Origin of the sequence: Bradyrhizobium lablabi, from assembly GCF_001440475.1 — a bacterium.
In the GTDB taxonomy this organism is placed as follows: domain Bacteria; phylum Pseudomonadota; class Alphaproteobacteria; order Rhizobiales; family Xanthobacteraceae; genus Bradyrhizobium; species Bradyrhizobium lablabi.
The window spans coordinates 106,698-123,805 of record NZ_LLYB01000043.1; the positions used below are offsets into that span (position 1 = coordinate 106,698).

Genomic DNA, 17,108 nt, shown 5'->3' on the forward strand with positions numbered 1-17,108 from the left:
TCGATGATTAGCCTGTCGCCTCCCGGTACCAGTCGAACAGATTGTCGGTTTCGTTAGCCCAGCCGCTGACCACCGGGCGCAGCGTGTTGGCGCAGGCCTCCACCTTCAGGCGATGCATCACCGGAATGAACACGATGTCCTGCATCATGATGTCGTTGGCCTTGATGTAGAGCGCGGCGCGCTTGACCAGATCGGTCTCGGCCTCGGCGGCGTCGATCGCCGCGTCATAAACCTTGTTGACCCAGCGCGGGAAATTCACGCCCTGCCACTTGTTCTCCTTGGTGGCGACGTTGCGCGAATGATAGCGGCGCATGTGCTGGGCCGGATCCGGCTGACTCATCGGGATCTGGAACATCTCGAGGTCGGCGTAGAACTTGGCGTAGGTGTCGGGGTTGGCGACGTCGGAGGAGAAGAACACCGAAGCAACCACCGATTTCAGCTCGACGTCGATGCCGGCCTTCTGGCAGGCCTGCTTGACGATGGCCTGGGTCTTCTGGCGCGGGCCGTTGATCGCGGTCTGGTAGAGAAGCTTCAGCTTCTTGCCGTCCTTCTCGCGGATGCCGTCGGCGCCTGGCTTCCAGCCGGCCTCATCCAGCAGCTTGGACGCCTTCTCGATGCTGAATTCCCAGCTCGTGTTCTTGGAGACGAACTTCTCCGGGCCGTTGAGGAAATTGGGCGTGACACGTCCGGCGCGGCCGTAGATGACTTTCTTGACGGCCTCGCGATCGACCAGCATCGAGAGCGCCTTGCGCACCGCCGGATCGGAGAGCAGCGGATGCTTGGTCTTCATCGAGGACCGCTCGCCGTCGACCTCGGTGTTGGGATCGGTGAAGTTCAGCGCGATGAATTCGGTGTCGCCACCGACCGCGTAGACGGTCTTGCCTTTGCCGCCCTTTTCCAGCCGCAACAGGACGTCGTCCTCGACCTGGATGTTCCAGCCGAAATCATATTCGCCGGTCTGGATCACGGCGCGCGCCGCCGAGACGGCATCGCCGCCGCCCTTCATTTCGATGGTGTCGAAGTGCGGGCGGTTCGGCATGTGGTAGTCGGGATTGAGTTCGCCGCGGATCACATCGCCCGGCTTGAACTCGACGAATTTGTAGGGGCCGGTGCCGACCGGCGACAAATTGTTCGGCGCCTCGCGCGACTTGGCGCCTTTATATTCCGCGAACAGATGTTTCGGGATGATGCTGCCGGGCGCGCCGACGAAGGCGTCGGCCCAGAACGGCGTCGGCTTCTTGAACGTGATACGGACCGTGAGGTCGTCGACCTTCTCGACGGTGATGTCGCGGTGGACGCCAATGGTCACGGTCGCGGTGGCGGGATCGCGGGCGTATTCCCAGTTGAATACGACGTCATCGGCGGTGAAGGGTTTGCCGTCGTGCCATTTGACGCCAGGCTTCAGCTTCCAGGTTACCGACATGCCGTCGGCCGAGAGGCCGCCGTTCTCCAGCGAGGGAATTTCGGCGGCCAGGACCAGCTTCATGTTGCCGTCGGCATCCCAGCAGGCGAGCGGCTCATAGAACAGGCGCGAGCCGTCCTGGTCCTTGGTGCCGGTGGCGAAATGCGGATTGAGCAGGGTCGGGCCCTGCCACCAGAGCAGCTTCAGCGCACCACCACCGCCGCGCTTGGTCGGCTTGTAGACGGAAGGACCCTCGGCCATGGCGACGCCGCCGATCGCCAGGATCTGCGTGGCCATCGGTGCGGTGAGACCGAAGGCCAGCATGCGCTGAACGAAGCCGCGGCGGTCCATGCGGCCGTCCTTTACCTCGTCGATCATGGTTCGCAGTTCGGTATCCAGCATCGTTGTCCCCGTCCGGTTCTTTGTGTTTGAGGCACGCCGGAGGCGGCGGCCCAACTGTTCGCCGGTAAGAGGCACATTAAATGCCTCGAAGGTCAACGGCTGGCTGTCGACAATCAGCAGAATGGAAGGCGGCTGTGATTTTTGCTTGGGCAGAAACACGCTGCGGCGCACATCGCTTTGGCAATCCGGCGGCCCGGACGCGTCAAAACGGCGCGGAATCGCGCTCTGCACTGCAAAAAATTTGTTCGCCTGATACGGCGGAGCCGGTCAGGTCAGCGACATGTCCAGCGGTGGCGCGACGCTGTCCGGCAGCGGGTTGACGTAGGGGGTGCGGGCGGTTCGCTTCTTGAGGTCGGCCTGGGCGGCGGCAATCAGGTCCGGTTCCGTCAGCGCCCGGACGCCCAGTCCCGCCATGGCCTTGGCGGCCTGCACCATGGCCTTGTGGGCGTGCGGGCTCTTGCCCTGCGCCACCACCTGCCAGGTGTGGAAGGGGGTGCCGATCGCGACCGTCGGGGCGTGAACCTGAACGGTCGGCACGACCCAGCTCACGTCGCCGACGTCGGTCGAGCCGATCAAGGGATTGCGTTTGGCGTCCAGCGGCACGATGAAATCGGCCAGCGGCCGGTCGGTCGGGTCCATGCCGATTGCATAATAGACGCTGGCGATGTCCTTCTCGGTCAGCGTCGATCGGATCTCTCGCGCAAAGCCCTTGTCGGCGTCGTCGAAATGCGGCGGGCCGAGTTCCTCCATGATGTTGTGCAGCGCCGCTTCGAGCGGGGTGTTCGGCAACAGGTTGGAGACGGCGGAAATGATCTTCATCTCCACCTTGGTTTCGGTCATCAGCGCCGCGCCCTGCGCGATCTTGTGGACGCGCTCCACCAGTTCGGTCATGCCGGGCAGGTCGCGGGCGCGGATCGAATAGCGCACGCGCGCATGGGCCTGCACCACATTGGGGGCGATGCCGCCGGTGTCGAGCAGGGCGTAATGGACGCGGGCATCACTCGGCATGTGCTCGCGCATGTAGTTGACGCCGACATTCATCAACTCGACGGCATCGAGCGCGCTGCGGCCGAGATCCGGCGAGGCCGCGGCATGCGAGGTGCGGCCGGTGAAGATGAAATCGGCGCGGGTGTTGGCGAGCGAGGGCGTCACCACGACTTCCCAGAAGCTGGAAGGATGCCAGGTGATCGCGATATCGGCGTCGTCGAAGGCGCCTGAGCGCACCATGAAGGTTTTTGCGGCGCCGCCTTCTTCCGCGGGGCAGCCGTAATAGCGGACGCGCCCGGGCACCTTGTGCTCGGCGAGCCAGTCCTTCACGGCGGTGGCGGCCAGCAGCGCGGCCGACCCGAGCAGATTATGGCCGCAGCCATGGCCGTGGCCTCCGGCCTCCAGCGGCTTCGGCTCCGCGACGCCGGCCTCCTGGCTGAGACCAGGCAGCGCGTCATATTCGCCGAGGAAGGCGATCACGGGTCCGCCTTCGCCCCATTCGCCCATCAGGGCGGTCGGAATGCCCGCGACATTCTCGGTGATGCGGAAACCCTGGTGGCGCAGTTCAGCGAGGTGCTCGGCGGACGAGCGCGCTTCGGTGTAGCAGACTTCGGGCATCGCCCAGACCCGGTCGCTAAGCGCGACAAAGCGCGGCTTGATGGTGTCGACGCCACGCCAGATAGTGCTGCGGTTATCCATTTTTATGTTTCCGATCCTGAAGGCGATGTGAGCGGGGAATTTATCAGCTTCGGCGGGTAGCGCCCAGCGTGGAGCGGTAATCAGCCATGCGGCCGGGGCGGAACGAAGGCAACGACCGCAAGACGGGCGCGAACGCGCATGCGACGGTCACACCTTCAGGCCGTAGGGTCTGAACAGGCGGCCTTTCTCCACCAGCAGCACCACGGCGAGCGCGGCCAGCGTGCAGAGCAGGAAGCCGGTCGCGAACGGCACTAGCGTGCCGTCGAAGTCCTGGCCGATGGTGGCGCCGACGCCGATGCCGAGCAGCGTGGTGATCGAGCCGTACAGCGAGGCGGCGGTGCCGGCGATATGGCCCTGCGGCTCCATGGCGAGCGCGGTGAAATTGGCGATCATCAGCCCGAACGCAAACATCATCGATACCGAGAGCGCCATGAACAGCGGCAATGGCAGCATCTGCAGTTTCGCCGCTGCCAGCATGGTTGCGGCGATGACGACGAAGCCGATCAGCGCGGCATGCGAGATCACGCGCATGCCGAGGCGGCCGACGAGGCGGGAGTTGACGAAGCCGGCGATGGCGGTGCCGACCGCGACGCCGGCAAAGGCCAGCGGAAAATAATGCCCGAGCTGGTAGATCCCGGTGAACACCTGCTGCGAGATGAAGACAAAGGCGAACAGCGAGCCCAACACGCCGCCGGCGACCAGCGCATAACCCAGCGTCTGGCGGTTGGTCACGGTCTGGCGGAACGCGTCGAGCACTTCGCCGACGGCGAGCGAGCGGCGCCGTTCGGGAGCCAGCGTCTCCGGCAGGCGCAGCGCGCTCCAGACCAGCGCCACCACGCCATAGAGCATCAGCACGATGAAGATGCCGCGCCAGTGCGACACCAGCAGCACGGCCTGGCCAAACGCCGGCGCGACGACGGGAACGGCAATGAAGATCATCATCGTCAGAGACATCACGCTGGCCATGCGCCGCCCGGCATAGCAATCGCGAACGATCGAGGTCGCGATCACGCGGGTGGCCGAGGTGCTGAGGCCTTGCAGCGCGCGGGCCAGCAGCAGCGTCTCGAACGAGGGCGCGGCGATCGCGAGCAGGCTGGCGGCACAATAGACCGCCATGCCGCCGAGCAGGACCGGCCGCCGGCCGAAGCGGTCAGACAGCGGGCCCATCACGAACTGGCCGACGCCGAAGCCGACCAGAAAAATCGACAGCACCATCTGCGGCCGGTTGGCTGAAGCGATGTGGAAGGCGGACGCGATGTTCGGCAGTGCCGGCAGCATCATGTCCATCGCAAGCGGATTCAGCGCCATGATCGAGGCGATCACGATGACGAATTCGGGAAAGCCCATCGGGCGGTGGCCTGAAGCGGCCAAGGCATCGGCACTGGTATCGGACAACGAAAAACCCTCTTACGCAGGGGCAATCTATTCACGGTGCTGCGGCGCACAATCGGCGTTTTGGAATGGCTGGTCAACGGCGCTGCCGCCTGGGGGCAGACGTGCCCGAATAGGCGGCAACCCGTTCAGCCGAGCAGCTGATCCATCATTCTATCTCCGCTTGGACGGGTTCATGACGCGGCGTGCGTTCCCGGCGGAACGACGTAGAGTGTCATGGCGAAGATGGCGTAGATGAACAGCAGCAGCGCGCCAATGAACCAGGCCGAGCGTCCGCTGTTGGTGATGAAGCATGCGGTGACGGTCGCGATCATCACCATGACGACCGCACCCGGCCAGAACTGCAGGTCCATCGGCTTCGGGCCGATGACGTAACTGAGCAGCACCAGCACCGGCGCGACGAACAGCGCGATCTGAGAGGCGCTTCCGAGCGCAATTCCGACGCTCATGTCGAGCCGGTTCTTGCGCGCGGCGGAAAATGCCACCGCCATTTCAGCGGCGCCGCCGACGAGCGCAACGACAATGAACCCGATGAATGCCGGGCTCATGCCCAGCGTCTCGCCGGCCTTTTGCACCGATCCGACGAATATTTCGCTGACCAGTGCAACCAGCACGGTGACGGCAATGAGTGTTCCGACCGCCACGCCGACCGGCAGCGTGGCCTCGTCCTTTTCGCCGTGAGCTTCGCTGGCGAAGAGGTCCTTGTGCGTTTTCAGCGAGAACACGAGGCTGAGCCCGTAGGCCACGATCAGCAGGACCGCAAGCCCGGTTGAGAGCTTCTGCGTCACTGACGCGCCCTGGGCCAGATCGAGATCGGCGACCGCGGCCGGCGTGATCAGGGCAATCGTGGCCATCAGCAACAGCGCCGCATGCAGCCTTCCGCCGGCGCGATTGAATTCCTGCGTGCGGTAGCGCAGCCCGCCGAGCAGGAATGACGCTCCCAGCATGAAGAGCGAGTTGGTGACGATTGCGCCGGCGATCGATGCCTTCACCAGCATGTACTCTCCGGCCTGCAGCGCCGCGAGCGCGATGATGAGCTCGGTCAGATTGCCCAGTGTCGCGTTGAGCAAGCCGCCGACGGCATCGCCGGTCTTCTCGGCGACGCTTTCGGTGGCGTGACTGAGCAGGGCGGCCAGCGGCACGATGGCGAGGACGGCGAGCACGAACAAAGCAGTGTGGGCCGACGGCGCCAGCATTTCGACCGCCAGGATGATCGGCACGAACACGAGCATCCACAGCAGAGGCGTGTGCCGGATTTCCTTGATGAGCTCGTTCATGGTTTGATCCCGCCGCCCGGTCCCGCGTGCCGGAACCATTCGGGCTGGGCGGCAGGACCAGCATTGACGTAGCTCAACGAAAGCGGCCGCCGCCCGGGACGGCCTCCACGCTCCAAAATCATTGTTCTGAAAGGCTGCTTGCTCTATCCCCTACGCTCACAACTGCTGTTCAGGTTCGGAGACCCGGTGTCGGAGCAAACTTTGAAGATCGGCACGCGCAAGAGCACGATGGCGCTGGCGCAGACGGAAGGCATCGCGCGGCTGTTGCGCGCGGCCGATCCCGCGCTCGATGTCGAGATCGTCAAGTTCGAGACCCGTGGCGATCAGGACCAGACCAGCAAGCTGCTTCGCCATGGCGGCAAGGGCGGCGCCTTCGTTGCCGAAATTCGCGAGGCGATGCGGCGCGGAGAGCTGCAGGCGGCGATGCATTCGCTGAAGGACGTTCCCGGTAACGAGGAAACGCCGGGCCTCGTCATCGCAGCTACCCTGCCGCGCGACGCCGCCAATGATGCGCTGGTGCTGCGGCCCGGCGTCTCGCTCGACGATTTTCGCGCAGCGAAAGGCAAGGGCTTCAAGATCGGCACCAATGCGGTGCGGCGCGCGGCTTACCTGCGCCGGCTGTTCCCGGAAGCTGCCGTAATCCATTTCCGCGGCGCGGCGGACACGCGCGTGGCAAAGCTCGATCGCGGCGACAAGCAGCGGCTACCCGACGGCGGCGAGGTGGGCCCGGCCGACGCGCTTGTCATGGCGCGATCAGGCCTCGAGCGCATTGGAATGGCTTCCCGCATCGTCCATGATTTTTCGGTCCGCGAGATGCTGCCTGCGGTGGGGCAGGGCATCGTCGCGGTGGAATGCGTCGAGAAGGACTGGCTGACGCGCGGGCGGTTAGCGAAGATCGAGGACGTAGCGTCGCGGCTCTGCGCGGAGGCCGAGCGCGAGGTGCTGTGGGTCCTCAACGGACACTGCAATTCGCCGATCGCCGGCCACGCCACGCTTGATGGCCGCGAGATGACGCTGACGGCGGCGGTACTCGATGAAGTCGGCGGCCGCTTCGTCGAGGTGTCGCGGCAGGGCGCAGCGGACCGGCCCCGCGAACTCGGCCGCGCCGTCGGCCTGGAGTTGCTCGACAACGGCGCCGCCGAGATCATCGCGCGGACGCGGCCGGACGAGCATCAGGAGTCGTGAATCAGCTCGGCAATGCGACGGTCGGCGCGGCGGAGCCGCCGGCAAAGTTCGCGGTTGATATTCTGCATCACGATGACATAGCCGTGGATGTCGGTCTTGTAGTAGCTGTAGAGGTTCCCGGCCGTCAGCTCGTGCAGTACGGTTTCGCTCTCCGCAACGACGGTGGCCGAGCGGTTCTGCATTTCGATCAGCGTCATTTCGCCGAAGAAATCGCCGGGCTCGAGACCCGACATCCGGATTGAGCGCCCGGCCTCGCCGAGCTTGCTCACCACGAGCTCGCCCGAGTGAACGATGAACATCGAGCGCCCCGGTTCTCCCTCGGCGACGATCGTGGCGCCGGCGTCGAAGCGACGCTCGACCAGCATGGAGATCAGGCGATCGAGGCTGGCGTCGGAGAGGCCACCGAAAAAAGGCGTGGCGAGCAAAAATGCTTTCAGATCGGGTGAGCCGACAGCCATGGCTCCAATATACGCCCGCACCCGGCAGCGGCAAGTTCAGAAGCTTCGTTTGCCGGCTGCGCGGGTGGTGCGGCGAACCTCTGTTCCGAACGTATCAGCGCGCGACGTCCGACCATTCGGGGCAGGCGCGCTGGTCGACCGGAACCAGCCATGCCTTGTAGTTGGTCTTGTCGATCACCTCCGCCGGCAGCGTCACCTTCTCCGGCAACGGCTCTTTCCTGAGGTGACGCACGGCGGCCCGCGTCGCGGTGCAGCCGATCTTGAACATGTTGAAATCGACTGATGCCAGCATGCCGCCGGCTTCGATCTGCTTCACGGCGGGGAGAATGCCGTTGATGCCGATCACGGTCGCCGTCCGGTTGGCGGCCTTCAGCGCTTCCAGCACGCCGAGCGCCATGCTGTCATTGGCTGACAGCACCGCGTCGATTTCCTTGTACTCGCTGAGAAACTTCTCCATCACGCGCCGTGCATCCGGCTGCTGGTAATTGCCTATCCCCGATCCCAGCACCTCGATGCCGGGAAATTCGGTGATGGCGCGCTGATAGCCGCGGACGCGTTCGCGGTTGGTGGGCGCGGCCGGCGTGCCCTCGATGACGACGATTTTTCCCTTGCCGCCCATTTTCTCGAACAGATAGCGCGCCTCGCGGTAACCGATCTCGAAATCGTCGGCGCCGACATAGGTGACGAAGCTTCCCGGCAGCGGATTGGAAAACAGCACGATCGGGATTTTGGCGTCGTTGAGCTTCTTGACGGAATCGATCATGGCGACGTCGTCGACGGGGATGAAGATGATGGCGTCCGGCCTGTCTTTCAGCACTTGCTCGATCATCGCCTTCTGTTCGTCGACGTTGTCGGGCTTGTCCGGGACAAGGTGAATCACTTTTACACCCGCGGTGCGCGCGATCTGGTCGGAAGCGATGCGGAAGGCCTCATAGGCCGGGTTGGTGCGGTTCTTGGTGAAGACGGCGATGGTCATGGGGTTGTCGGCGGCGTTGGCGCCGAATGCGTACAGGGCCATTGCGCTTGAGATCACGGCTGCCAAAAAGTATCGCATCGCTGTCTCCTGGTGAGTGCCGTCATTGCCTGCGACAAACGCGAAGCGTTTGCGCAAGGGAGCAAAGCGACGAAGTAATCCATCTATCCCCGAGTCGTGACATGGATTGCTTCGCTGCGCTCGCAATGACGGCGGTGAGAATTACAGCCACAAAATCTTCTTCCGGTATTCCAGATCCGTCAGCAGCGGCTGCGCCGGCCCCTCATGGAACACCGCGCCGCGCTCCAGCGCGAAGACGCGGTCGGCGAGCGCCAGCACGAGGTCGAGATTGTGCTCGACGATGACGATGGAGATGTGCTGCCGCAGCCGGTCGAATACCTTGAACAGTTCGAGGATCACGGCCGGCGCCAGTCCTTCGAAGGGCTCGTCGAGCAGCAGCAGTTTGACATTACCCGACATCGCGCGCGCGACCGCCACCATCTGCTGCTCGCCGCCGGAGAGATAATCGGCGGCGACGTCCATGCGCTCGCGCAGGCGGGGGAAATAGTCGAGGATCTGTTCTTCGGTCCACACCACGCCGGTGCTGCCGTCGGTCTTGCGCGCCAGCCGTCCAAGCGAAAGGTTTTCCCGCACCGTCATGCCGGCGAACAGGCCGCGGCCCTGCGGCACGTAGCCGATGCCGGCACGTGCGATGTCGGGCGCGGGCAGGCGGGAGATGTCGAGGCCGGCATATTCGATCGCGCCCGACGACAGCGGCACTAGCCCGGCGAGCGTCTTCAATAGCGTCGACTTCCCCGCGCCGTTGCGGCCGAGCAGGGCGACGATCTCGCCCTCGCGCACGTCGAGCGTGGCGTCGTGCAGGATATGGCTCTTGCCGTAAAACGTGTTGACGCGCTCGAAGCGCAGGATGGGCGCTACGCTTGCCTTCGCGTACTCGCTGCTGAGATGCTCGACCTCGGGCACGCCGGTGCCGGTATAGATCTCCTGCACCTTGCGGTCGGCGCGCACGGCCTCGGGCGTACCGGTCATCAGCACTTCGCCCTGGTTCATCACCGTGACGGTGCGGGAGAAGCCGAGCACGCGGTCGATGTCGTGCTCGACGATCAGGACCGGAATGTTGGCGGCGATGTTTTTGACGAGGTTCGAGACGCGCTCGCGCTCGGCGGCGGCAAGCCCGGCGAGAGGTTCGTCCAGCAGCAGCACCTGCGGCTTGGAGCCGAGCGCGATGCCGAGATCGACCAGCCGCTGCCCGCCATAGGACAGCTCGCCGCCTTCGATCGTTTCGATGCCTTCGAGGCCGAGAAATTTGATCAGCTCTGCAGTCTCGGCGTGGATGTCCTGGTAGTGGTCGATATCGCGCCACAGGTTGAAGCGGCCGGCGCTTTGCGCCTGCAGCGACAGACGGAGGTTCTCGTAGATCGAGAGCCCCTTGAACAAATTGGTGATCTGGAACGAACGCGCCAGCCCCTGATGGCAGATCAGATCCGACGGCACGCCCTGGATCTCGCGGCCGTTCAGCTTGATCGTGCCGCCGTCGGTCGGATAGAGGCCGGAGACCAGATTGAACAGCGTGGTCTTGCCGGCGCCGTTCGGCCCGATCAGCGCGTGGATTTCGCCGGCGCCGACGTGAAGGCTTGCGTCCGTCACCGCGCGGATGCCGCCAAAACTCTTGGAGACACCTCGTACCTCGAGCACGGTGCCGTCGAGCACTTGCGGACGAAGGAAGGCCGGCAGCGGCAGGCCTTCGTAGATCTTGCGCCGGCTCATGGCGGCGGCTTCTTCCGGTGGCGGCCACCAGCGCTTTGACAGCGTCGCCCAGATGCCGACGAGGCCGCCTGGCGAATACAGCACGAAGGCGACGAAGACGAGGCCGAACCACAGCAGCCAGTTCGGCGTCCAGATCGAAAACAATTCGCGGAACAGGATGAAGAACAGCGCGCCGATCGCGGGTCCCAGCATGCTGCGCATGCCGCCGATCACGACGATGGCGAGCAGTTCGCCGGAGAAGGGGACCGAGACTGCCTCGGCTGACACGAGGTAGTTCTGGAAACCGATCACTCCGCCGGCAAACCCGGTGACCACGGCCGAGATCACGAAGACGCCGAGCTTGTAGCGCTCGACCGGATAGCCCTGGAACGTGGCGCGCAACTGGTTCTCGCGGATCGCCATCAGCACATGGCCGAACGGCGAGCGCACCAGCCGCAGCAGCAGATAGAGCACGCCGAGGCAGAGTACGGAGACGACGATGTAGTAGTTCAGTGCATTATCCAGGCTGAACGGGCCGATGGTGCCGCGCTTCAATCCGCCGAGCCCGTCCTCGCCGCCGGTGACCGCGGTCCAGCGGAAGGCGATGGTGTAGGTCAGCGCCGACAGCGCCAGCGTCAGCAGCGAAAAGTAGACGCCGCGTCGGCGAAGGATGACGAAGCCGACGAAGGTCGCGATCCCGGCGACAATGATCGCGGCCAGCAAGAGCGGCAGGAAGATGTCGTTGCCAAACCAGTTGCGCTGGATCAGCCCGGCCGCATAGGCGCCGATGCCGAACCAGGCGCCGTGGCCGAACGAGACCAGCCCGGTGTAGCCGATGCAGAGGTTGAGCCCCATCGCGGCAATGGCGAGAGCCACCACCATGGTGCCGGTGTTGAGCGAGAGGCCGAGCAGATAGAGGCCGAACGGCAGCACGATGACGGCGAGGGTCGCCATCAGCAACGGGCGATATTTGGCGAAACTGGTTGTCATTCGAACTTCTCGATCCGCTCGCCAAGCAGCCCGCGCGGGCGCACCATCAGCACCAGGAACATCAGCACGTAGATCGAGGCTTCGCCGGCGGCCGGCGCGAAATGGATGGTGATGCCCCTGACGACACCGACCAGCAGCGCTGATATCACCACGCCCCAGAAGCTGCCGAGGCCGCCGATCACGACCACGACAAAGGCGACCGTGATGATTTCGGCGCCCATCGCCGGATGCACGATCGTGATCGGCGCAAAGAACGCGCCGCCAAGCGCCGCCATGCCGACGCCGAGCATGACGATCGCGGTCATGTAGGGCTGCAGGCGGATGCCGAGCGCTGCGACCATGTCCGGCCGCTGGATGCCGGCGCGCACCACGCGGCCGAACGAGGTCTTGTGCAGCAATAGCCAGACGCCGAGCAGGACCGCGGCGACGACGGCGAGGATCAGCAGGCGATAGCGCGAGAACAGGAAATCGCCGAGGAAGACCGAGCCGCGAAACGCCTGCGGGATCGCCGCCGAGATCGGCGGCGCGCCCCAGATAATGCGGATCGCCTGCTCGGTGACCATGGCGAGGCCGAATGTCACCAGCAGGCTCAGGATCGGGTCGGCGTCGTAAAACCGTCGGAGGATAAATCGCTCGAACAGAATCCCGAGCAGCGCGACCGCGACAGGCGACAGCACTATCGCCGAACCGAAGCCTAGATACTTCGTGATCTCGACGGAGATGTAGGCGCCGAGCGCATAGAACGCGCCATGCGCGAGGTTGACGATGCCGCCGACGCTGAAGATCAGCGACAGCCCGAGCGCAATCAGGAGGTAATAGCCTCCGAGCACGAGGCCATTCACCACCTGTTCCAGCAGAAAACCGAACTGCATGTGCGATCCGCGACGTTAGAACGCGCCTTGAAAAAAGAGACGGCGCCGGCTGTTGTGTGCCGGCGCCGCTACGCCAGTGGCCCGACGCCCGGATTCGGGCTTTATGCCTTCATGTTGCAGGGATTTTGCGTCTTCGTCGGGTAGATCGTTTCAAGCTCCGCGCCCGCGGCCGGCACGGCGTCGCCGAGCACGAGCATGTCCCACTTGTCCTTCATCTCGCCCTTCGGCTTCACCGTGAACGGATAGGCCTCCTGCACGAGCTGATGGTCCCAGGAGCGGAAGTAGCCCTTGCGCGACTTCATGATGTCGAACTGCGTCTGCTTCTCGAAATAGGCGATCAGCGCGTCGCTTTCGGTCGACTTGGTCTCGGTAATCGCCTGCGCGATCATCTTCAGCGTGATGTATTCGATCCAGGCATGGTTCTCCGGCGGCTTGCCGTATTTCTTGCTGAAGGCCTCGACGAACGCCTTCGACGCCGAATTGTCGAGCGTGTGATACCAGACCGTCGGCCAGGTGCCGGAAAGATTGCCTTCGCCCATCGCCCAGGCATCGCCGGTGTTGAGGTTGAAGCCGACGAGCGGATAGGGGAAGCCGAACTCGGCATATTGCTTGACGAGGTTGGTGACCTGGTTGCCGGCGAGGTTGCAGCAGACGACGTCGGGCTTGGCCTGCCGCACCTTCAGAAGATAGGGGCTGAAGTCGGTGACATCCGTCGCGATCAGCTCGTCGCCGATCAGCGTGGCATCGTTGGCGCTGAAGAAGGCCTTTGCGGCCTTCAGCAGGTCGTGGCCGAAAATATAGTCCGCCGTCAGGGTGACGAACTTCTTGCCCTTCACCATGCCCTTCTGGTTGAGCGCGGTGCCGACGGCGTTGACCATCACGGTGTTCGGGATGTCGCAGTGGAAGGAGTAGCGGTTGCAATCCTTGCCGCGCAGCGCGTCCGAGCGTGCGCCGGTCGAGAAGAACACCTTCTTGTTGCGCTCGGCGACCTGCATGATGGTCAGCGATGAGGCGGAGGATATTTCGCCGAACAGCAACACCGCGCCGTCCTGCTCGATCATGCGCTGCGCCTTGGTCGAGGCGGTGGCGGGATTGACCGAGTCTTCCGACATCAGGTCGATCTGTTTGCCCATGATGCCGCCGGAGGCGTTGATCTCTTCCGCCGCCATTTTCACGCCAAGCTGCGCGTAACTGCCGATCGCGCCGAGGAAGCCGGTCAGCGGCACCAGATGGCCGATCTTTATTCGCGCGGCCTGTGCGCGGAGGATCGCTGGCGATCCGATCGCGGATACGCCGGCAAAGGCGGCGCCGGCCTGCAACAGAGTGCGTCGGCTAAAGCGGGTCATGACTGATCTCCTCCCGAGAGTTCGCCCTGACGTTCTCCCCTCCGATGCCGACTTATGCGACAATGTGAGAGACGTTCTTTTATTATTGTAAGATATTTCCGGACGCAGTCGTTCCTGTCAACGCTAAATGCGTCGCAGCCGCGCTTCTCGCCGTGTGAAGAGGAGTTAGATCGATCGGATCAGGAGGATTTCGCCAGACCCCGCGCGCCGAATTCGATCGACAGCCGGCTGGCGGCCGATTGCACCAGCTTGGCGCGGCTCTGCACCGCCTGGTCGGTCATGCGCCAGATCGGGCCAGAAATGCCGAGTGCGCCGATTACTTCGCCGGTGAAATGATAGACCGGTACTGCAACGCAGCGCACCTCCGCGTTGAATTCGCCGTCGTCGAAGGCGATTGCACTGCGGCGTATTTCGGCGATCTCGCGCAACAGCACGGCGGGATCGGTGATCGATTTGCTGGTCGAGGGCTTCAGTTCCACCCGCTCGAGAAAGCGCTTCAACTGGTCAGGACGTAGCGAGGCCAGCATGATCTTGCCGAGCGCGGTGCAATGCGCCGGCCGCACCACGCCGACGCGGTCGGTCAACTGGAACGCGCCGGCCCCGCTGGTGCGGGCAATGACGACCACGGAGTCGCCCATTCGCACGGCAAAATGGCCACTTTCGCCGGTTTCCCGCGACAGGTCTTCCAGAATCGGGGTGGCGAGATTCACCATCTCGATCTCATCGAGCGCGCTTGCCGCCAGCGCAAACAGCGGCCGGCCGACGCGGTAGCGCTTTGAATCCCGCTCCTGCCGGAGATAGCCGAGCGAGACCAGCGTCTTGGCGAGGTGGAAGGTGGTGGAATTATGCAGGCCCACCAGCTTGCTGAGATCGGCCAGTCCAATGCCCTCGCGGTGACGCGCGACCTCTTCGAGGATCGAAAACGCGCGCCCGAGCGACTGCACGCCGCCGCGCGCGCGCTCTTCGGCCTCGTCGTCGATGTTGGGCTCGGCGGACGGCATCAGCCTTGCGATCGAGATCCTGCGAGGGGCTGCCTGCTTGTCGCTCGTCTTCGGCTTGGTGCGCGGCTTCACGGGAATCATTTCTCCAAGTGGGCGAGGCGAACTCTATTGACACCGTCTTCGCCCGGCAACAGCGCCGCGCATCGCGCGGGACGCGATCTGGACCATACCACAATAGCAATTGACGTACAGTATTATGAGAAATAGGGTCGCGGGCATTGCCGCCACCCGCGCGAAGACGCGGGGCGCCAAGTTCGTTGAGCCGAGGGAGATAGTGATCGATGTCGCGTAACATGCTCAACGGCGCCCAGGTCATCGTCGACTACCTGATCCAGGAGAAGGTGCCGCAGGTGTTCGGCCTGTGCGGCCACGGCAATATCCAGTTCATCGACGCGCTGTACGAGCGCTCGCACGACATCAAGACCATCTCGGTGCACCACGAGAGCGTCGCCGGCTTCATGGCCGACGTTTACTACCGCGTCTCGGGACGGCCGACGGCGACTTTCACCTCCTGCGGGCCCGGTTCGGCCAACCTGCCGATCTCGCTGGCGAATGCATTCCTCGACTCCGTGCCGTTCATGGCGGTAACCGGCAACGTGCCGACCAGCCAGTTCAACCGCGGCGCCTTCCAGGAAATGTACCGACATCATCAAGCCGATTTCCCTTCCACCGTGCGAACCATCTGCAAGAAGGTGTTTCAGCCGACGCGCGGCGAGATGGTGCCGCTGGCGGTGCGGCAGGCCTGGAAGACGATGACGAGCGGTCGGCCCGGTCCCGTCGTGCTCGACGTGCCCTTCGACGTGTTCGTGGAATCGGCCGCCGAGGAAGCGCCGAACGCGATCGAATGGAATGCCAACATATCGAGCCGCTGCGGCGCCGATCCGGAGGGCGTGGTCAAGGCCGTCGACATGCTGCTTGGCGCGGAGCGGCCGACGATCATCGTAGGGCAGGGCGTCCGTTATGGCGGCGCGGCGGAGGAGTTGCGAAGACTGGCCGAGCGCTTGCAGATTCCAGTGGCCGCATCCGCGAGCGGTTTGGGTGCGCTGGATTGCAACCATCCGCTGGCGCTGGGCCTCGTCGCGCGCGCCGGGCATTATCAGGCCAACCATGCGACACGTCAGGCGGATGTCTTGCTGGCGATGGGGATGCGGTTCGATGACCGCACGTCGAGCTCGTGGATCCCGGGCTATTCCTTCACCATCCCGCCGACGCGGTTGATCCATGTCGATATCGACCCCGAGGAGATCGGCCGCAATTATCCGGTGGCGCTCGGCCTGATGGCGGACGTCCGCACCTTCCTGCGGCAGGTGCATGCCGAGCTCGATCGCCGTGGCGATCTGTCGAAGAAAGCGGACGCCCGCAAGAAGTGGCTTTCGCAGATCGATGGCTATCGGAAAGAGTGGGACAAGTTCGTTGCCCCCGGCTTTTCCGACGACACCACCCCGATCAACCCGCAGCGCGCCGCGCTCGAAATCGACAAGGCGCTGCCGGAGGATGCCATCCTCGTCAGCGACATCGGCGTGCACCACAACTGGCTGCTCGGCTTCTGCAAGCCGCGGCGGCCGGATTCGCTGATCGGCTCGATGGGGTTCGGCCCGATGGGCTTTGGGGTTGCCGGCGTGATGGGCGCAAAGTTTGCCGCGCCGGACCGTCCCTGCGTCTCCGTGTGCGGCGACGGCGCGTTCTTCATGCACGCCAACGTGCTGGGGACGGCGGTGGAATATAATCTGCCCGTGGTCTGGGTAGTCTGGAACAATTACGCTTATGCCTCGATCCGCGGCCTGCAGCGCGGCTACCTCGGCGGGCGCGAACTCGCGACCGACTTCCACGATCCCAACACCGGCGAGCGCTACAATCCGGACTTCGCGGCGATGGCGCGCTCCTGTGGGGTCGAGGGTGTGCGGGTCGATCGCGCCGGCGATCTCGGCGAAGCGATCCGCAAGGGCATCGCCGCCAACAAGCCCTATCTGATCGACGTCGATATCGCCGCCGATATCAATCCGGTCGGTGCAGGTGTGTGGGAATTGCCAGGACTCGGCCAGAGCAAGGCCGGCATCGGCACCCGCTATCAGCCGGCCTGATCCAACTCTCGAGGTAATCGCATGTCGCTCGCAGGCAAGAAGGTCGTCGTTGTCGGTGGCTCCTCCGGCATTGGTCTTGCGACCGCCGAGATGGCGAAGCGCGAGGGCGCCGACGTCATCGTCGCGTCCCGCAATGTCGAGAAACTCGACAAGGTGGCGGAGAAGCTGAACGCGATCGCGATCCCTACCGACGTCACCAGCGATGACAGCGTCGCAAACCTGTTCCGCCGTTGCGGTCCGGTCGATCATGTCGTGGTCACGGCGGCGCAGTTGCTC

Annotated in this window: 13 protein-coding genes; 3 read left to right on the top strand and 10 right to left on the bottom strand. The window is 64.2% G+C overall.

Annotated features, from left to right (window positions below; translation table 11 throughout):
- Window positions 1-7: 7 nt before the first annotated feature.
- The 4 genes from CQ14_RS05325 to cax form a co-directional block, all read right to left on the bottom strand.
- Window positions 8-1,804, bottom strand: coding sequence for a peptide ABC transporter substrate-binding protein (locus CQ14_RS05325; RefSeq protein WP_057856924.1), 1,797 nt, complete (start codon window positions 1,802-1,804; stop codon window positions 8-10).
- Between the two features lie 267 nt (window positions 1,805-2,071).
- Complete coding sequence (locus CQ14_RS05330) at window positions 2,072-3,490, bottom strand: M20 family metallopeptidase (RefSeq protein WP_057856876.1); 1,419 nt, start codon at window positions 3,488-3,490, stop codon at window positions 2,072-2,074.
- A 147-nt stretch (window positions 3,491-3,637) separates the two neighbouring features.
- Entirely contained in the window at window positions 3,638-4,885 is a 1,248-nt protein-coding gene (locus tag CQ14_RS05335) for a multidrug effflux MFS transporter (protein WP_057856877.1), read from the bottom strand.
- A gap of 170 nt (window positions 4,886-5,055) precedes the next feature.
- Window positions 5,056-6,159: a calcium/proton exchanger gene (cax, locus tag CQ14_RS05340; protein ID WP_057856878.1), complete on the bottom strand. Its 1,104-nt coding sequence runs from the start codon at window positions 6,157-6,159 to the stop codon at window positions 5,056-5,058.
- Between the two features lie 201 nt (window positions 6,160-6,360).
- Here cax and hemC point away from each other — a divergent pair, with 201 nt between their 5' ends.
- A complete protein-coding gene (hemC, locus tag CQ14_RS05345; RefSeq protein WP_082649715.1) occupies window positions 6,361-7,344 on the top strand; it encodes a hydroxymethylbilane synthase in 984 nt (327 codons plus the stop codon).
- Here the strand turns inward: hemC and CQ14_RS05350 are convergent.
- The 6 genes from CQ14_RS05350 to CQ14_RS05375 form a co-directional block, all read right to left on the bottom strand.
- Window positions 7,332-7,802 carry a cyclic nucleotide-binding domain-containing protein gene (locus CQ14_RS05350; RefSeq protein WP_057856879.1) on the bottom strand — a complete coding sequence of 157 codons (471 nt, stop codon included), beginning with the start codon at window positions 7,800-7,802 and terminating at the stop codon, window positions 7,332-7,334. The two genes, hemC and CQ14_RS05350, sit on opposite strands and share 13 nt — an antisense overlap.
- 94 nt (window positions 7,803-7,896) lie before the next feature.
- Window positions 7,897-8,856: a sugar ABC transporter substrate-binding protein gene (locus CQ14_RS05355; RefSeq protein ID WP_057856926.1), complete on the bottom strand. Its 960-nt coding sequence runs from the start codon at window positions 8,854-8,856 to the stop codon at window positions 7,897-7,899.
- Between the two features lie 141 nt (window positions 8,857-8,997).
- Window positions 8,998-11,532: a branched-chain amino acid ABC transporter ATP-binding protein/permease gene (locus CQ14_RS05360; RefSeq protein ID WP_057856880.1), complete on the bottom strand. Its 2,535-nt coding sequence runs from the start codon at window positions 11,530-11,532 to the stop codon at window positions 8,998-9,000.
- A complete protein-coding gene (locus CQ14_RS05365; RefSeq protein ID WP_057856881.1) occupies window positions 11,529-12,404 on the bottom strand; it encodes a branched-chain amino acid ABC transporter permease in 876 nt (291 codons plus the stop codon). The genes CQ14_RS05360 and CQ14_RS05365 overlap by 4 nt, the downstream gene beginning before the upstream one ends.
- Before the next feature lie 101 nt (window positions 12,405-12,505).
- On the bottom strand, window positions 12,506-13,750 hold the full coding sequence (locus CQ14_RS05370; protein ID WP_057856882.1) for an ABC transporter substrate-binding protein: 1,245 nt from the start codon (window positions 13,748-13,750) through the stop codon (window positions 12,506-12,508).
- A 179-nt stretch (window positions 13,751-13,929) separates the two neighbouring features.
- On the bottom strand, window positions 13,930-14,832 hold the full coding sequence (locus CQ14_RS05375; protein ID WP_245320202.1) for an IclR family transcriptional regulator: 903 nt from the start codon (window positions 14,830-14,832) through the stop codon (window positions 13,930-13,932).
- A 200-nt stretch (window positions 14,833-15,032) separates the two neighbouring features.
- Here CQ14_RS05375 and CQ14_RS05380 point away from each other — a divergent pair, with 200 nt between their 5' ends.
- On the top strand, window positions 15,033-16,832 hold the full coding sequence (locus CQ14_RS05380; RefSeq protein ID WP_057856883.1) for a thiamine pyrophosphate-binding protein: 1,800 nt from the start codon (window positions 15,033-15,035) through the stop codon (window positions 16,830-16,832).
- Between the two features lie 21 nt (window positions 16,833-16,853).
- Window positions 16,854-17,108 (top strand): SDR family NAD(P)-dependent oxidoreductase (locus CQ14_RS45705; RefSeq protein ID WP_245320203.1); only part of this gene is annotated, 255 nt, incomplete at its 3' end.

Coding starts and splice junctions, on each gene's coding strand:
- CQ14_RS05325 (WP_057856924.1), bottom strand. CDS start 1,804: ATGCTGGATACCGAACTGCGAACCATGATCGACGAGGTAAAGGACGGC.
- CQ14_RS05330 (WP_057856876.1), bottom strand. CDS start 3,490: ATGGATAACCGCAGCACTATCTGGCGTGGCGTCGACACCATCAAGCCG.
- cax (WP_057856878.1), bottom strand. CDS start 6,159: ATGAACGAGCTCATCAAGGAAATCCGGCACACGCCTCTGCTGTGGATG.
- CQ14_RS05350 (WP_057856879.1), bottom strand. CDS start 7,802: ATGGCTGTCGGCTCACCCGATCTGAAAGCATTTTTGCTCGCCACGCCT.
- CQ14_RS05355 (WP_057856926.1), bottom strand. CDS start 8,856: ATGCGATACTTTTTGGCAGCCGTGATCTCAAGCGCAATGGCCCTGTAC.
- CQ14_RS05360 (WP_057856880.1), bottom strand. CDS start 11,532: ATGACAACCAGTTTCGCCAAATATCGCCCGTTGCTGATGGCGACCCTC.
- CQ14_RS05365 (WP_057856881.1), bottom strand. CDS start 12,404: ATGCAGTTCGGTTTTCTGCTGGAACAGGTGGTGAATGGCCTCGTGCTC.
- CQ14_RS05370 (WP_057856882.1), bottom strand. CDS start 13,750: ATGACCCGCTTTAGCCGACGCACTCTGTTGCAGGCCGGCGCCGCCTTT.
- CQ14_RS05375 (WP_245320202.1), bottom strand. CDS start 14,832: ATGATTCCCGTGAAGCCGCGCACCAAGCCGAAGACGAGCGACAAGCAG.
- CQ14_RS05380 (WP_057856883.1), top strand. CDS start 15,033: ATGTCGCGTAACATGCTCAACGGCGCCCAGGTCATCGTCGACTACCTG.